Source organism: Algoriphagus namhaensis (assembly GCF_042649705.1).
Taxonomy (GTDB): domain Bacteria; phylum Bacteroidota; class Bacteroidia; order Cytophagales; family Cyclobacteriaceae; genus Algoriphagus; species Algoriphagus namhaensis.
Genome location: NZ_JBHRZS010000007.1, coordinates 631,100 through 648,073, shown reverse-complemented (window position 1 = coordinate 648,073; position 16,974 = coordinate 631,100). Strand labels below are relative to the sequence as shown.

At 41.3% G+C, this 16,974-nt stretch carries 11 protein-coding genes; 9 read left to right on the top strand and 2 right to left on the bottom strand.

The window, feature by feature from the left end; all coding sequences use genetic code 11:
- The first annotated feature begins 2 nt into the window (after positions 1–2).
- The gene (locus ACFOSV_RS11090) at positions 3–1,106 is read left to right on the top strand and encodes a prolipoprotein diacylglyceryl transferase (RefSeq protein ID WP_377906082.1); all 1,104 of its coding nucleotides are present in this window, start codon (positions 3–5) and stop codon (positions 1,104–1,106) included.
- Here ACFOSV_RS11090 and yidD read toward each other — a convergent pair.
- Positions 1,103–1,315, bottom strand: coding sequence for a membrane protein insertion efficiency factor YidD (yidD, locus tag ACFOSV_RS11085; protein WP_377906081.1), 213 nt, complete (start codon positions 1,313–1,315; stop codon positions 1,103–1,105). The genes ACFOSV_RS11090 and yidD overlap by 4 nt on opposite strands.
- Before the next feature lie 74 nt (positions 1,316–1,389).
- On the opposite strand from yidD, the gene ACFOSV_RS11080 reads away from it, so the two are divergent.
- The 8 genes from ACFOSV_RS11080 (at position 1,390) to ACFOSV_RS11045 (ending at position 13,869) form a co-directional block, all read left to right on the top strand.
- Positions 1,390–2,841 carry a hypothetical protein gene (locus tag ACFOSV_RS11080; protein WP_377907296.1) on the top strand — a complete coding sequence of 484 codons (1,452 nt, stop codon included), beginning with the start codon at positions 1,390–1,392 and terminating at the stop codon, positions 2,839–2,841.
- A gap of 61 nt (positions 2,842–2,902) precedes the next feature.
- Entirely contained in the window at positions 2,903–3,721 is an 819-nt protein-coding gene (locus ACFOSV_RS11075; protein ID WP_377906080.1) for a hypothetical protein, read from the top strand.
- Positions 3,709–5,805, top strand: a complete 2,097-nt coding sequence (locus ACFOSV_RS11070; RefSeq protein WP_377906079.1) for a ComEA family DNA-binding protein — start codon at positions 3,709–3,711, stop codon at positions 5,803–5,805. Before ACFOSV_RS11075 ends, ACFOSV_RS11070 begins: the two co-directional genes overlap by 13 nt.
- A gap of 64 nt (positions 5,806–5,869) precedes the next feature.
- The gene (locus ACFOSV_RS11065; protein ID WP_377906078.1) at positions 5,870–8,311 is read left to right on the top strand and encodes a zinc-dependent metalloprotease; all 2,442 of its coding nucleotides are present in this window, start codon (positions 5,870–5,872) and stop codon (positions 8,309–8,311) included.
- A gap of 108 nt (positions 8,312–8,419) precedes the next feature.
- Positions 8,420–9,808, top strand: coding sequence for a tetratricopeptide repeat-containing protein (locus ACFOSV_RS11060; protein ID WP_377906077.1), 1,389 nt, complete (start codon positions 8,420–8,422; stop codon positions 9,806–9,808).
- Positions 9,805–11,844 (top strand): M3 family metallopeptidase, encoded by a 2,040-nt coding sequence (locus tag ACFOSV_RS11055; protein ID WP_377906076.1) that lies wholly within the window; start codon positions 9,805–9,807, stop codon positions 11,842–11,844. The genes ACFOSV_RS11060 and ACFOSV_RS11055 overlap by 4 nt, the downstream gene beginning before the upstream one ends.
- Before the next feature lie 5 nt (positions 11,845–11,849).
- Entirely contained in the window at positions 11,850–12,953 is a 1,104-nt protein-coding gene (locus ACFOSV_RS11050) for an AI-2E family transporter (RefSeq protein WP_377906075.1), read from the top strand.
- The gene (locus tag ACFOSV_RS11045) at positions 12,940–13,869 is read left to right on the top strand and encodes a tetratricopeptide repeat protein (RefSeq protein WP_377906074.1); all 930 of its coding nucleotides are present in this window, start codon (positions 12,940–12,942) and stop codon (positions 13,867–13,869) included. Before ACFOSV_RS11050 ends, ACFOSV_RS11045 begins: the two co-directional genes overlap by 14 nt.
- Here ACFOSV_RS11045 and ACFOSV_RS11040 read toward each other — a convergent pair.
- Positions 13,854–16,838 (bottom strand): ATP-binding protein, encoded by a 2,985-nt coding sequence (locus tag ACFOSV_RS11040; protein WP_377906073.1) that lies wholly within the window; start codon positions 16,836–16,838, stop codon positions 13,854–13,856. The genes ACFOSV_RS11045 and ACFOSV_RS11040 overlap by 16 nt on opposite strands.
- Positions 16,839–16,974 lie beyond the last annotated feature (136 nt).

The window sequence follows — 16,974 nt, the reverse complement described above, 5'->3', positions numbered from 1 at the left end:
CCATGCTTGAATTAATTTTATCCTATATCGTTTGGGACCCCAGCCCTTCTATCATTCCAGGTTGGGAAAGACCACCATGGTATAGTATTCTGTTTGCCTTAGGCTTTATCATTTCTCAGCAAGTGATGATTTACTTCTTCAAAAAGGAAGGTCAAAACCCTGAGCTAGTAGACAAACTTACCATTTACATGGTACTTGCCACCATCATCGGTGCACGTCTCGGCCATGTGCTGTTCTATGAGCCAGCGAGATATTTATCAGACCCAATTGAAATTCTCAAAGTTTGGGAAGGAGGTCTAGCTTCACATGGTGCTGCAATCGGTATTTTATTTGCGCTTTGGCTGTATGCCAAAAGGACCCCCGGACAAGACTATTTATGGGTCGTGGATCGCATTGTAATCGTCACCGCGATGACTGGTGCTTTAATTCGTTTTGGAAATCTAATGAACTCCGAGATTGGAGGAAAAGACACTCTCAGCGACAATGGAATTGTATATGCTTGGCATACCGAAGAGCTGCTTTCTACACTTAAGGTTCCGATCATTTCCATCGATCCGTACAAACCAGCAGATCGAGCAAGCGAATTGACCGGCAACGGAATCGTTCCATTGAATATCGCTTTTGAAATAAACAAAGGATCATATTCCTTAGAAGACCTAGAAAATACGCTAAGAAGAGATTTGAAGTACGCCTTAACTCAATTCAACTCAAGCAAGCAATACCTTGCAGAACCTGTTGAGGCACCGTTAAATCTGAGTATAGAAGACAAGGGCAGTTACTATCTGGCCACAGTAAAAACATTTGGCAGAGCCAAGCACCCGACCCAAATCTACGAGTCGCTATCCTATTTCGTGATATTTCTGATTCTATTTGCGATTTGGTATAAATACAAAGAGCGGTTGCCAAATGGAATCCTTCTCGGAATATTCCTTGTGACTGTTTTTGGGATGCGATTTGTGTGGGAGTTTTTCAAAGAGAATCAGGTTGAGTTTGAAGATTCCCTTCAGTTTAACATGGGACAAATCTTGAGTGTACCCTTAGTAGCTATTGGTATTTTCTTGATTGCTCGTGCTTTGAAAATGGGATTAAAACCTGAAAAAAGTTAAGGGACTGGGTCGTGACCATGCCCACCCCATGGATGACATTTAGCGATTCGCTTCAGCCCAAGGGCCCCACCTTTGAAAACACCATGTTTGATGATGGCTTCTTTCATGTATTGGCTACATGTTGGGGAGAATCTACAGCTAGCGGGAAAAAGTGGAGATATGGTGTATTGGTAGACCAAAACCGGAAAAATCGCCACTTTTCTAATCATTACACTCAATTTCATAATCCTTCGATGTAGATATAAGGTTAACAAAAAAAAGGAAATACCATTCAACTTTGAAAATAAAGATTCGAAATAGCGCTATACTATGTCTTTTAGGCCTGATTTTTCTGTCTTTGCTAGGCCCTGCGGCCTTTGCTCAAAATGAATTGCCCGAAATTCCTACACCAGCCAACCCACCTGAAACGGTCCGGGTTAACAATATATATGTTGTGGGAAACGAGAAAACCCGAAAAAACATCATTCTCCGGGAACTGGATTTCATTACAGATTTTGATTACGACTGGGATACTTTCATTGAGATTTTGATCGCAGATCAAAACAAGATATATAACCTCCGACTCTTCACTTCTGTAGAAATAACTCCTCTTTTCACGGGAGAACAAGAAGTTGAAATCTTGATCACTGTGAAGGAACGATGGTATATTTTACCATCCATTATTTTCCAATTAGCAGACCGGAATTTTGCTGAATGGTGGACTAACCAAAATCGAGATTTTTCCCGAGTGAATTTTGGTTTACGACTCAGTCACTCGAATGTAGGAGGACGAAATGAAAAGCTTCGATTTGCTGGGCAGCTTGGATTCACGCGCGCGCTAGATTTGCGGTATAGCAAACCCTATATTGATAAAAATCAGAAACACGGCCTGGCTTTCCGGCTGAATTTTGCAGAGCAAAAAACTATCCCCATTAAATCGGAATTCAACAGGCAAGTTTTCTATACCAATGAACAGGAGGAGATCTTACGGAAAAATTTCCTAACCACATTGCAATACACTTATCGGCGAAGTTTTTACAATTTCCACTTCTTCACTCTGGGTTATAATAACACCACCATAAACCCAGACGTACTCAGAGAAAACCCTGAGTATTTCCAAACTGGAGAAACCAAACTGAGATATCTATTTGCAACCTACACTTTCAGACACGATCGCCGCGATAATGTAGCTTACGCGACTGATGGAGAACTGCTTCAATTATCCATGACCAAATATGGGATTTTCTTTGTCGACGAATTAGATGAAGTGGAAGTAAGTATCACAGCAAACAAATATTTCAAAATCAACGATAAATTTCACTTTAATACCGGCCTTACCGCAAATTGGTTTCTCAGCGCTTCACAGCCTTATACTTTGGTCCGAGGGATTGGATATAACCCATTCTTTATTCGTGGGTATGAGTTGAATGTAATTGAAGGTCAACAACTCTACACGCATAAAAATAGCTTGCGATGGAAATTTGTGGATTGGCAAATAGACATCAGTAGACTGATCAAACTGGAGCAATTCTCCACCGTTCCGATAAGACTTTATTGGAGTGCCAACTTCGATCATGGATATGTGAAAGACAGAAATAATATCCCTGAAAATGCAAGGCTAACAAATCAATATCTTTTCGGATATGGAACAGGGATAGACTTGGTTGGATTTTATGACGCGGTCTTTCGATTTGAATTGTCCTTGAACAATAATGGTGAGACCAACTTTTTCTTTAATTTCTCAGCTCCATTTTAAACAAAGCACTTTTAAGTTAAATATTTTTTAACTAACTTCCTCTTCTTTTTAAGTGTTGAAGATGAGGACTTTACTTTTTATTCTTTTCTTCCTAGGAGGTACTTTTCAATCGCTTTCACAAAGTGCCTTGCTTTCCCAAACCCATGGAGCAAGAAGTCACGGTATGGGATCTGTGCGTCTATTTCTCCCTGATTCTTGGTCTTATTTCAATAATATCGGCACACTGGCAAGAGTCGATGAATCAGGGGTAGCTGTTGGTTATGATTCCAGATTTGGACTCAAAGATTTACAAACGGTGAGCCTAGCATCCCATTGGAAAAACTCCTGGGGAAGCGTAGGCATGGGAATAAGTCGGTTTGGCGGCAATTTATTCAATCAGCAAAGCTTTGGACTCGGATTTTCAAATCAGCTTGGGATAGTATCCTTCGGAGCCAAGTTGGACTGGTTCCTGACTCAGATTGAAGGATTTGGGACTGGAAATAGCCTTTTGTTCACGATCGGTGGAGTGGCCGAATTAAGTCCAGAGGTATTTTTAAGTGCCAATTTCTCAAATCTAAACCGAGCAAAAATAAGTCGGGAGTCGGTCGAAAGACTACCTACCATCGTGCAAATAGGCTTTAGCTATATTCCCATTAATAACCTGCAACTCCATTTGGAACTTGAGAAAGGCCTAGAGACTAGTGCCTCTGTACGAGCAGGGATAGAATATAGGCTTCAGGAATGGGTCAGCTTAAGAACTGGGATTAAAACCAATCCCGGTGATCTATTCTTTGGAATTGGTCTCCATCCTAAACAATTTGATATCGATTATGCCTTTGGCCAAAATACCGCCTTAGGAAGCACTCATCACTTAAGCTTGGGATTTAGATGGCAAGAGTGATACTTATCGTTTTTGGCTTTCAATTTTTATTAAAAAGCCTCGCCTTTGGACAAGAACCTCCGCGGGCTGAAATAGATTTGGAAGAATTTATCGAAAGGCTCTTTCCAATTCAGGATGAAGACATCGATTATGAAGGAATCTACGAGGCACTTTTTCAGCTTTATCAAAATCCCATCGATATCAATCAGGCTACGGCCGAAATTCTCCAAGCCACGTATTTACTTACTCCTGCGCAGCTATCAAATTTTTTAAGCTACCGAAAGAGCAATGGCCCTTTACTCAGTCTTTATGAACTTCAAGCCATTCCGGGATTTGATTTGCCTCTGATCCAAACGCTGATTCCCTTCCTTACCATAGGGTCTGCCATAAATCATTCGAAACCTTTTTTTGATCGCATTGAGGATGCCAGTCAGGCGTATCTATTGGTCCGACATAGGCGGATTTGGGAGACTCGACGAGGATTCACTCCACCAGACACCAGCAGCACGGGCAGAATCTCCAGTCGATATCTCGGAGATGCAAATGAGCTTTATGTTCGTTTTAGGCTTCAAAAATCTCGGGATTTTAGCTTTGGTTTCACATTAGACAAGGATGCCGGCGAACAGTTCATTTGGGATCGGAGAACGAGACGATATGGTTTCAATTTCGTTTCCTTCCACTTTGCTCGGTATCAAGTGGGCAAATGGAGATCTATCCAAATCGGAGATTATCAAGTTGCCTTCGGCCAAGGTTTGGTTTTCGGAGCTGGATACACGCTGGGAAAAGGTGCTGAAACCGTGCCCACCGTTCGGCGTAGTAGCGCTGGATTACTACCATATACCGCTGCTTTGGAATTTGGATTTTTCAGGGGAGTTGGCGGTACTTATAACTTTTCCCCTTCTCTCTCAGCAACTCTTATCACTTCACATGTCTCCCGAGACGGTCGAATCCAAAATGAGCTGGACAGTTTAGATCAACGTGAATCATTCAGCTCCATCAATCAATCCGGACTACACCGTACGCCCTCGGAGATTGAAACCAAAAACACGCTCAAAGAAACAAGCCTTGGTTTCAACGTTCAATATGCCAAGAATGACCTCTCCCTTGGAATAAACGGACTTTACACTCGCTTTGATAGGCCATGGCAAAGAACTCCAAGACCTGACAACCAATTTGATTTTGCTGGAAATCAAAATACGGTTAGTAGTGTTTATTTCAATTATAATTTGAAAAACACTTTTCTTTTCGGTGAAACTGCCATCTCATCATCAGGTGGGCATGGGAGCGTTTTGGGTTTCATAAGCAGCTTGAGCAGACAGGTCAGTTTTTCGTTACTATGGAGAAAATATGATCCAAGCTTTCACAGTTTCTATTCCAATGCCTTCGCAGAAAGCACAAGACCAACAAATGAAAGTGGCGTATATCTAGGCCTAGAACTCCGCCCAATTAAAAAATGGCGATGGAATTTTTACTATGACTTTTTCAAATTTCCATGGCTTCGATTCCGGGCTTATGCTCCCTCTTCAGGATATGAATGGCTTTCGCGGCTGACTTTTCAGCCCAATCGCTCGTTAACAGTTTTTGCGCAAATCAGGCAGGAACAAAAAGACCGGAACCTTCCCGATGATGGCCAGAGACAACTTACCTATCAGCTCGCTGCATTGAACAAAGTCAATGGCATTTTCAGCGTGGAGTATCAAGCCACCAAAAATCTCTATTTACGATCCAGGGTATTGTTCAGTAGGATAAACTTTAATCAGGAAAAAAGTAATGGTCTCATGGTTTTTCAAGATGTACGATTCCAGCAGTCGAATTGGAGACTCACTGGCCGGATAGCGATTTTTGAAACGGACAATTATGATAATCGCCTCTACGCATTCGAAAACAATGTATTGTGGGCATTTTCACTTCCGGCTTTCTCTGGACAAGGAATGCGATATTATCTCCTTGGCCAGCTCAATCCAACTGCTAGAATCACCCTATATCTCCGATTTGCGCGCACCATCTTCACAGACCGAGAAGAAATCAGTTCGGGCCTTCGAACTATTGATGGCAATACCCAGACCGAGACCAGCTTCCTGCTCAGATATAATCTATTCAAATAATTTCCATCAATGGTCTGAAAAAAGCAGTGGTTTTTTCTAAGTTTAATAAAAGAAATTTTGACCTATGAAAAAAGCTATTCTTACCGTTTCACTCCTCTTTTCTGTACTGGCCCTAAGTTTTGGACAAGGCTTAGACCTATCCAAAATGACCAAAATGGAAGGCTTCGTAGATTTTTATTTAGATGAAGAAAAAGGAAAAATTTACTTAGATATCACCGAGCTCAACAAAGAGTTTCTATATGTGAATTCTCTCACCGCCGGAATCGGCTCAAATGATATTGGATTGGATCGTGGGCAGCTCGGAGATACAAGGATTGTAGAATTTAGGCGATCTGGCAATAGGCTCTTTTTGGTTCACAAAAATTATGATTTCAGGGCCTATTCTGAAAACCCGTACGAGGTAAAATCAATAGATGAAGCATTTGCCGAATCGATTATTTGGGGTTTTGAAATAGCTCAAAATAAAGATGGCCATTTCATTCTAGATGCCACAAAATTCTACCTACAGGATGCGCATGGCGTGTCGGAACGACTAGCTAGAGGCCGTGAAGGCACTTATCGTACAGATGAATCCAGAAGTGGTCTATATTATCCCACTACAAAAAATTTCCCTGAAAACACTGAGGTAGAGGCCACCATCACTCTGGTTGGTAGTCCTACAGGTAGATATCTTCGAAGCGTGACTCCTAGTCCCGATGCGGTTACCGTGCGTCAGAGACATTCATTTATCCAGCTTCCAGACGACGATTATGAGCCTAGGGCTTTTGATCCACGAGCAGGGTATGGATCTATTGGATACATGGACTTCACCACTCCTATTTCCGAGCCAATAATGAAAAGATTTATCGCTCGACACAGATTAGTGAAGAAAAACCCAGATGCTCCCGTTTCTGAAGTAGTGGAGCCAATCGTTTATTATCTGGATCGTGGTACGCCTGAGCCGGTGGCTTCGGCATTGATTGAAGGTGGAAATTGGTGGAATCAGGCCTTTGAAGCCGCTGGGTTTATCGATGCCTTTCGCGTTGAATTAGCACCCGAAGGAATGGACCTAATGGATGTACGCTATAATGTCATTCAATGGGTGCACCGATCCACCAGAGGCTGGTCTTATGGAGCGAGTGTTCGTGATCCACGAACAGGAGAAATCCTCAAGGGCCATGTTTCTTTGGGTTCACTTCGCGTCAGACAAGATTTCTTAATCGCTCAAGGCTTAATTCAGCCGTATGAAAACGGCGATGTCCCAGATCCAAAAATGTTGGAGTTAGCCCTAGCTAGATTGAGACAACTCTCAGCACATGAGATTGGCCATACCATAGGCTTGAGTCATAGCTATGCCACCTCTGCGGATCAGCGATCGTCTGTAATGGACTATCCTTATCCTCTAATCACCGAAAATGCTTCAGGAGAACTGGACTTCTCCAATGCCTACGACGACAAGATCGGAGAATGGGACAAGTGGGCCATCCGATATGGATATGGCTATCCTCCTGCTGGAGTTTCTGAGGAAGATTATTTGAATAAAACCCTGGTTGACACCTATGAAGCAGGACATGAATTTATCACCGATTCAGACTCACGTGATGCCAGCGGAGTTCACCCACGCTCTCATCTTTGGGATAATGGCAGCACTGCCTCCGAGGAGCTAATGAGAATGTTGACTTTGCGAGAGAAAAAACTGAAAACTTTCGGCCTCAATGCCATTAGGAATGGCGAACCACTTGCTACCCTGGAGGAAGTCTTGGTTCCCCTCTTTTTGATGCACAGATTTCAAGTGGAAGCCACCACCAAAATGATTGGTGGAATGGATTTTAATTACAGAATCAAAGGCGATAATCAACCTGATCATCAATGGATTCCGGCGGAATCTCAGTCCAAGGCTATGTTTGCCTTGCTCTATTCCATCAGTCCAAATCAGCTAGATGTACCGCAAAGCATTCGGGATTTGATTCCACCAAGACCTCCTGGCTATAGCAGAAACAGAGAAACATTTGTTTCACGAACAGGACCAATTTTCGACCCAATTGCTCCAGCAGAAAGCGTGGTAGATTTGACCTTTAGCTTCCTTTTCGAGCCAGGAAGAGCCAATCGAGTTTACATTCAGAATTTGGAGGACCCCTCCCTTCCTGGACTAGAAGATATTTACGGCAGAATTATTCAACAGGTCTTTGCCGATTCGTATCCGGATGGAACTCGCTTCGAAATCAAGCTAATGACAGAGTCTAAATTGGTCGATAGCTTCATCAATTTGGCAAAAAACCAAGACGTATCCTCTACTGTGAGAGCCTTTGCTCGTATGACTCTGGCGAGTTTAGCAAGTGGAGGAGCAAATTCATTGACTGATCGAGGTAGTGACAACATAAACTTCATGTCCCATTCACAATACCTTTCCGATAAAATTGAAGCGTTCTTGGAGTTACCAATGGAAATCAGCCCACAGGAAATGCTCAAAGTTCCAGATGGATCTCCCATAGGTAGTGATATCATGAGCTGTGATTTCGATTACTAATAATTATTGATTTGTCCAAAGGGTCAGCCATGCTGGCCCTTTTGCTTTATGCATGGAAAAATTGAGTAAAAGAAAAGCTATATTGAGTTTTCAGTAAAAAGAGAAAAAATGCCAAAAAAAAGATGCTTCGTAGTCATGGGCTTTGGCACCAAAACCGATTATGTCAATGGCCGAAAACTAGACCTAAACAAGTCCTATCGTGTTTTGATCAAGCCTGTGGTGGAGGAACGCGGGATCACCTGTGTCCGAGCGGATGAGATCATTCACTCCGGATCAATAGATGTAAAAATGTATCAGGAATTGCTGGAGGCAGACCTGGTCATCGCTGATCTTTCTACTTCAAATCCAAACGCACTTTATGAGCTAGGCGTTAGACATGCGCTAAGGCCATACACCACCATTGTGATATCCGAGGACAAGCTTGTCTACCCCTTCGATCTAAATCATATTTTAATTACCAGCTACACTCACTTGGGTGATGCAATTGATTTTGAAGAAGTGGGGAGGTTCAGAAAAGCCTTGGGACAAAAAATTGACACCGTACTCCAAACACAAGAATCTGACAGCCCGGTGTACACCTACCTTCATTCTTTGGTGCCTCCAAAACTCGCCAAAGAAATCGCAGAACAAGCCGCATCTCCCAAAGCCATAACAGATGATCAAGACTCAGGAAAGGGAAAAGCGCTATCGTACTTAATCGATGAGGGAGAAAAAGCAATTGCTAACCATGAGTTTAGCAAAGCTAGAGACCTTTTCGAATCAGCTAAGTTACTCTCTTCACAGGGTAAAAGTCAGACTGATTCATACTTGATCCACAGATTGGCATTTTGCCTTTATAAGGCTGCTGAGCCTAGTCTTAAAGATTCACTTTACAAAGCGCTTGAACTGCTTGCTGACATAAATTTGGCGCATTCCAATGACCCTGAAACGGTAGGTACAGCGGGTACATTAAAGAAAAAACTCTATGAAATCGGTGATGGAGAAAATCACCTTGAAGATGCCATTTTGTACTTTCAGCGAAGCTATTATCTCTTAAATAATCGCTACCACGGGATCAACTTAGCAATCTGTTGTATTTATCGTGTGAATTCAGCTCTTAACCACACTGATGAAGAACGTGTGGCTGATTTGGTGATCGCTAAGCGAACTTGGAAGCGAGTCCTATATCTATGCGATCGTGATCAAGCCAAACTAGAACAGAAAACGGCTCATACTTCGGAAGATTCTGCAAAATCTGAGGAGTCCGAGGAACTTTCAGAATATTTTCAAAAACAGAGATTTTGGATTGCTGTTAATAAAGCAGAGGCTAACTTTGGGCTAGGCAATTTTGAGGCTTATGAGAAAGCCATCAGTGAGGCACATTCCATACCCCACCCCAAATGGATGTGGGATAGCTTTGAGACCCAACTTGTAAAACTAAAGAAAGAATTAAAACTGGCAGGCCATCTAATGAATCCTCAATGGAAGATGCCTGAAGAAAATGATACTAATCCATGACCAACCCATTACTTGAGCCATTCCAAACTCCATACGACACCGCTCCATTTAATCAGATCAAACCGGAGCATTTTTTATCTGCTGTCAAAAAGGGAGTTGAAGCCGCTCAAAAGGAAATCGAAGAAATAAAAACCCAAAGTCAATCCACATTTGAAAATACGATCGAAGCACTAGATCGTGCTGGGCAAGCATTAAATCGGGTAAGCAGTATTTTTTTCAATCTCAACTCAGCAGAGACGAATGATCAAATTCAATCCCTAGCAAGAGAGATTGCACCGATTCTCACAGAACATTCCAACAATATTTTGCTCGATCAAGACCTTTTTATAAAAGTAAAGCAGGTCTTTGAACAAATGGAAAATCTCGAACTAAGCCCGGAGCAGAAAACTCTACTCGAGAAAACATATAAGTCTTTTGTCCGAAACGGAGCAAAACTGAGTAAAGCAGAAGGAGAAAAACTGCGAGGCATTGATCAAAAACTTGCGCAACTCAGTTTGAAATTTGGAGAAAATGTACTCGAAGAGACGAATCGATTCTTGCATCTAGAAAAAGATGAAAGCGCCCTTGACGGGCTCCCAGAAAGTATCAAAGAGGCGGCGGCACAAATTGCCGAAGACAAGGGACATCCAGGAGCCTGGGGCTTTACCTTGGATTACCCCAGTTATATTCCAGCCATGACCTATGCCAAAAACAGAGAACTTCGAAAGACGCTTTTCATGGCTTCAGGGACAAAAGCTTGCAAAGGAGATGAGCTGGATAATCGACAAATTATCAAAGACATCATCAAACTCCGTCATGAACGCGCCAGTTTGCTGGGCTATTCATCGCATGCCGCATTTGTGCTAGAGGAAAGGATGGCAAAAAGTCCAGAAGCAGTACAAGATTTTCTGCGGAAACTGGTTAAAAAAGCCAAACCCAAGGCCCATTTAGAGCTAGAGGAACTCAGTGCTTTTGCCAAAGCACTGGACGGCATAGACAAAATAGAAAAGTGGGATTTTGCTTACTATTCTGAATTGTTGAAAAGAGAAAAGTACGCTTTAGACGACGAGCTATTACGGCCATATTTCAAATTGGAAAATGTTGTTCAAGGTGTTTTTGATACATCCAGCAAGCTCTACGGGCTCACATTTAAAGAAAATAAAGAAATCCCTACATACCACCCAGATGTAAAGGTCTATGAGGTATTTGATCGCAACAACGAATTCGTTTCGATCTTTTATACAGACTTTTTTCCCAGAGCTGGAAAGCGAAACGGGGCATGGATGACAAGCTTCAAAGGACAGTGGAGGGATGGTGAACTGAATGATCGCCCACATGTCTCCATCGTATGTAATTTCACCAAACCCACTAAAACGAAGCCTAGCCTTCTCACATTCAATGAAGTGACCACGCTTTTCCATGAGTTTGGACATGCTTTACATGGCATGCTCGCCAATGGAACTTACCAATCACTTTCAGGAACGAGTGTCTATTGGGACTTCGTGGAGCTTCCTTCACAGATTTTTGAGAATTGGTGCTACGAAAAAGAATGCTTGGATCTCTTTGCGAAGCACTATGAAACGGGAGAAAAAATACCTGAGGAACTGATCGAGAAAATCAAAAATTCGGCAAACTATCAGCAAGGATATCAAACCCTGAGACAGGTTAGTTTTGGGCTTTTGGACATGGGCTTCCATGGTCAGGAACCGTCAGAGGACTTGGATGTCGAGCGCTTTGAAAAGTCTGTCATGGCAGAAACAGATCTTTTGCCGAGAGTCGAAGGCACCATGATGAGTACAGCTTTTTCCCATATTTTCCAAGGAGGGTATGCCGCTGGATACTACAGCTATAAATGGGCGGAGGTACTCGATGCTGACGCTTTTGAATTATTTCAAGAAAAAGGCATTTTCGATGCAGAGACTGCTGAAGCTTTTGCTAATCATGTGCTTTCTGCCGGAGGAACTGAGCATCCATCTGTTCTTTACGCTAGATTTAGAGGTCGAGACCCAAAGGAAGATGCACTCCTCAAGCGTGCAGGATTAATAGAACAAAATTAATAGTTATGATCACATTCAAAAATTTCGCTCCCCCTCATGTAAAGGTTTTAGCAGTCTTACTATTGATTTGCGTGATCGTTTACATCATGATCATAGGTAAGCCCTTACTAGTTCCCATCTTGATGGGAGGTTTTTTTGCCATCCTGTTCAATCCATTAAGTCAATGGTTTGAAAAACAAAAAGCGCCAAGGGTTCTTTCCTCTATTTTATCCTTGTTGATTATGATGTTGCTTTTAGTCGGTATCGTAACCTTCATTATTTCGACTATTTCTAGCTTCACAAATGATTTTGATAACAATGTGGGCGACAGAATACAGGAATATGCCAATTCAATTGATAATTGGACAGTGGAAAATATTGGTGTAGATGAAGAATTAAGAAATAAGGCAAACATCGACTACATTAAATCCATACTAGCTGAAAATAGCAGTAGCGTTTCAGGTTTCGCCTTGAAAACAGTTGGGTCTCTTACCGGAATCGTTCTAATACCGGTATTTATGTTTTTCTTTCTTTTGTACCGTGATCATTTATGTACCGTAGTTATTCAAATTTATCATAACAAAGAACCAGAACTTGTGAAAACCCGGATCAGAAGCCTGAAAAAACTGATTCAGAACTACATTATCGGGGTGGTAAAGGTCATGGGTATTTTAGCAATTTTGAACATTACAGGTCTCACGATTTTAGGAATAAAACATGCCGTTTTCTTTGGTATGATTGCAGCCTTCCTAAACATCATTCCTTATGTAGGACCCTTGATAGGATCCTTATTACCTATCACCTTTGCCTTCCTAACAAAGGATAGCATTTTTTATCCTATAGCGGTGTTAGCCACTTTCCAACTTATCCAAATGGTCGAAGGCAACTTTCTTACTCCAAAAATTGTGGGTAGTAACGTCAATCTGAATGCATTCGTCACTTTCTTAGGTCTTCTCGTTGGGGGCACAATTTGGGGAATCGCAGGAATGATCCTAATTATTCCAGGCATGGCAATTATGCGAGAAATATTCGAATTGAATGATGAAACCTATCCATTTGCCACACTTTTTGGTGAGGAGAAGTCTAAGGTTGAAACTGTTGCAGAAATTTCCGATGATGAAGAAAACTAATTTACTTTTCTGTGTAGTACTCCTCATCTTCGGCTGCGATTCTGAGGAAGACAAAAAGGGCCGGTTCCTTCTCAAAGGAAATGAAAAGATGGAGGAAAATGATGCCAAAGGAGCCTTGGAGTTTTATGGTGAAGCAATTCATATTGACAGTCTTTACAAAGATGCTTATTACAATAAGGCTATGGCGCATCTTGAGCTAAATCAACTTCAGGAGACGATCTTGGATTTATCCAAGGCCATACAGATTGACGCGGATTACGAGGAAGCCTATTTTCAAAGAGGCCTTGCTTATTTGGATAATGGCGAATTCTACAAGGCCCGAGAAGATGCCGATGTGCTTGTTAAAAATTTCCCGAACAATTGGCAGTCGTTTTTCCTCATGGGACTTACCCAGGAAAAATTAAAAGGCTACGAGGATGCATTGAAGTCTTTCGCCAAAGCTAGAGAATTAAACCCTGAAAATTCTGATCTTCTAGTCAATGAGGCAACCCTTCTGTACTATTTAAAGTTTTACGATACAGCTTTAGACTTGATCCAAAAAGCCGAGGAATTAAATCCAATGGAGCCCAATATTTACAATCTCCGATCCATGATTTTCTTTGATCAACAGAAAGTATCTGAGGCTTTATCTGAAGTAAATGAAGCAATCGAAATAAACAGTAGACAGCCCTATTTTTATAATAACAAAGGCTTGTACTTGCTCTTCTTAGGTGAATTGGAAGAAGGCTTAGACCTAATTAATCAAAGCATCAAACTAGACCCCAAAAACCCTTACGCTTTGAGAAATAAAGGGATCTATTATGTCTTAAAAGGTGATAAAACAAGTGCGCTTAGTTACTTACAGGACTTGTCAACCAACTATCCAGACATGGATTTAGTCAATGAATATTACCTCAAGGCTCAAGACCTAGAGTGATATTTACCAACCACTTCTTTGATTACATCATGTAATTCAGCAGCATCGATAGGCTTGGCCACAAAACCATCAAAACCACATTCTTGTATCTGTTCCATGATCTCTAATTTCGCAGCTGCTGTTAGTGCGATCACAGGAATTTCAAATTTAGCTTTGATGGCCTTTGTTGCATCAAAACCATTCATCTCTGGCATTTGAATATCCATAAGTACACAATTGTACTTGGTCGGATCATCCATAGCCGCTACTGCTTCCAAACCGTTAACCACTCGGTCGTAGGTATGACCCCATTTGGAAATGATTTTTCCCAAAACCAAAGCGTTTACCTCATTATCCTCCGCCATCAACAAGTGTAATTTTTCTGGAAGTACAGGCTTCAAAGGAAGGATAGTTCTCGGCCCTTCTTCCTCATTGGCCAAGGTCATGTCTATTTCAAAATAGAATTTGCTACCCACTCCTACTTCAGATTCCAAATGGATTTCGCTTCCCATGATGGATAGTAATTTCTTGGTAATCGAAAGCCCAAGACCAGTACCTCCATACTTTTTATTGAAGGTTGGCTTCACCTGATCAAAATCGTCAAAAATCTTACTTTGATCTTCTTTAGCTATACCAATACCATTATCCAAAACTTCAAAATATACTCGAACCTTCTGATCAGACTTTGACAGGAGATTTACTTTCACAGCAACAATACCTCGATCTGTGAATTTCAAAGCGTTGGTGATCAAATTATTCAACACCTGTGACATTCTCGTTTTATCCCCCTTCACCAAAAGATCAAGTCGAGGATCTAAATCGAGCTGCAATTTATTTTTACTATCACGTGCGTGGAAGGTTAGGCCTTTGATAATCTGATTAAGCAGTTCGGAAAGATTGAAACTTGCATTTTCCATATGTAGCTTCCCTGCCTCAATTTTCTGGAAATCTAGCAAATCATTGATCATAATGATCAAATTATCCACTGCAAAGTTGATGGTATTTAAAGCATTTTTCTGATAATCTGTTGGAGATTCTTGAAGCAAAGAATAAACCGACCCAGAAATTGCATTTAGTGGTGTTCGGAGCTCATGGCTGATCATGGAAAGGAAATCGGACTTAATCTGATTTGCCTTTTCAGCAGCTTTTTTGGCTTCGTCTAGTTTTTCTTCAAATTCCTTCTGTTGGCTAATATCTGTCAAATAGCCATACCAAACCATATCTCCCGTATCGAGGGTTTGTGGTCGTGCTGCTCCAAGCACCCATCGATATTCTCCCGAATCACCAATTTTTACTCGGAACTGACAAAGCCATGGCTCAAGCTTTCTAGCCGAAGCCACAGACGTCATGATTACATTTGGCAAATCCTGAGGATGAACATTTGACATTGCCGTACCAATATCCTTGAGACTTTGAGCCTCTTCTGAAGAAATCCCGAGTACAGAACGGATACCCTTTGACAAAAAGGCAAAGCGAATTTCCCCTTCGGCTGAAAGCACCATTTGATAAAGCCCACCTGGCACTTGGTCTGTAAGGTTCATCAAAAATTCAGTGCTGTCCTCCAAGGACCGCTCTAAGCTAATTTTCTCTGTGACGTTTCTAAATGAAACTACAATACAAGTCTCCCTATTTGATGCTATCCGCTTTGACTTAATCGCTAGATTCAATGCATCCCCTTGATGGTTTTTTATACTCGTAAGTATTTCCACCCCCTCAATGGTAGGATTTTCGATCCAAGATTTAACAGGCTCATCATCTAAAACAAAAGGGGAAAAATCTTCCAAAAACTTAGGTGAGTTTGATTCGTCAAAATCAAAGAGCTTTTTTGCTTCGGAATTTATAAGACGTACCAACCCAGATTCGGTAAGCAAAATCATCGCTTCTAGGGAATCCATGAATAGGGTTTGGAAAAAATCTAATTCAGATTTCGCCTCTTGAATGGTAGTATCATTCCATACTATTCCAGCGATCTTTTTTTGGTTTAGATCTACCATGTAATGTTCCCAGGCAACCTTGAATTTTTTAGGAGCGATCAGCTCCAAGTATGTCTCACCTTGGTCATTTTTGGTAAAGCCTTTTACCAGTGATTTAAACGCACTCCTTATGGGCTTATCGATTTTCTTTTTATCGAGTTTAACAACCTTTGGAAGTTCAAGCATTTGGCGAGCTATTTCATCCAGTTGAAAAGAATTGGCTTCCGAGTCATATTCCCATTTTCCAACTTCTGCCAAGTCCGCCGAGGACTGAATGAGTCGATTCTGAACTGCATCAGCAGGATTGATGATATGAACGGCCTGCTTAGTAAAAGTGGTAATAAAGAAGCGCTCACCTGAGAAAGAAATCTTTAAATCTAGGGAAACAAAAGAATTTTCCTTTGTTTGAAATCGAGCTGTAGCTTCCTCAGTGGATTGTGCCTCCTTCGCTTTTTTCCAAACCTTATTAAAGGACTTTTGATCCTCTGGATGGATCAAATTTATTGGACTTGTGTTAACTAATTCTTCGTATTTGAATCCTATTTTATTCAGGGCCGTGGCATTCAAAAAAGTTATAAAATCAAACTCGCCTATGATGATAGCATCTGGGTTAGAACGAACATATTCTATAGCTTCGGCTTTCGTAGGAGTTTCATTTGCTTCCAGTGGTTTTCCATGGTAAAAAAGAAAATAGTTTGATTCGTTTTCATGAGGTAATTCCAAAGAGAAAGAATACTCATTCTCTTTAACCTCCAAAACTAGCTCCTCTTTGAAAATGTATGAGTTAACATCCAGCCCAAGGCCTACTAAATTACGCTGCTCTAGCTTATCGCCGATCTCCTTCTCGAAGAGCTCGTTTCCATAAAAAATAGTGTAGGGGTATGTGTCATCCGCCAAAAAAACCATCTCTGATGACTCATAGACGATTTTTTTAAAAGTACTGTTGACCCCCTTTTCTGGCATGTGCTCTGTTCCTAACAAAGTATAGGTGAATTCTAGCGTTACAAACAGTAGCAAACATACACTATTTTGTATTTTATATCAAATATTATGTTTTATAAATACAAAAAATTGATTTCTGAAAAATGAAACTTTAAGGGTCATCCATTGATTTTTTTGACAAAAAAATACCGCAATCGAAGATTGCGGTATT

What these genes read in the sequence shown, in the direction of transcription:
- ACFOSV_RS11090 (WP_377906082.1), top strand. Translation starts at nt 3, where the DNA reads ATGCTTGAATTAATTTTATCCTATATCGTTTGGGACCCCAGCCCTTCT.
- yidD (WP_377906081.1), bottom strand. Translation starts at nt 1,315, where the DNA reads ATGATTAGAAAAGTGGCGATTTTTCCGGTTTTGGTCTACCAATACACC.
- ACFOSV_RS11075 (WP_377906080.1), top strand. Translation starts at nt 2,903, where the DNA reads ATGAGGACTTTACTTTTTATTCTTTTCTTCCTAGGAGGTACTTTTCAA.
- ACFOSV_RS11070 (WP_377906079.1), top strand. Translation starts at nt 3,709, where the DNA reads ATGGCAAGAGTGATACTTATCGTTTTTGGCTTTCAATTTTTATTAAAA.
- ACFOSV_RS11065 (WP_377906078.1), top strand. Translation starts at nt 5,870, where the DNA reads ATGAAAAAAGCTATTCTTACCGTTTCACTCCTCTTTTCTGTACTGGCC.
- ACFOSV_RS11060 (WP_377906077.1), top strand. Translation starts at nt 8,420, where the DNA reads ATGCCAAAAAAAAGATGCTTCGTAGTCATGGGCTTTGGCACCAAAACC.
- ACFOSV_RS11055 (WP_377906076.1), top strand. Translation starts at nt 9,805, where the DNA reads ATGACCAACCCATTACTTGAGCCATTCCAAACTCCATACGACACCGCT.
- ACFOSV_RS11050 (WP_377906075.1), top strand. Translation starts at nt 11,850, where the DNA reads ATGATCACATTCAAAAATTTCGCTCCCCCTCATGTAAAGGTTTTAGCA.
- ACFOSV_RS11045 (WP_377906074.1), top strand. Translation starts at nt 12,940, where the DNA reads ATGAAGAAAACTAATTTACTTTTCTGTGTAGTACTCCTCATCTTCGGC.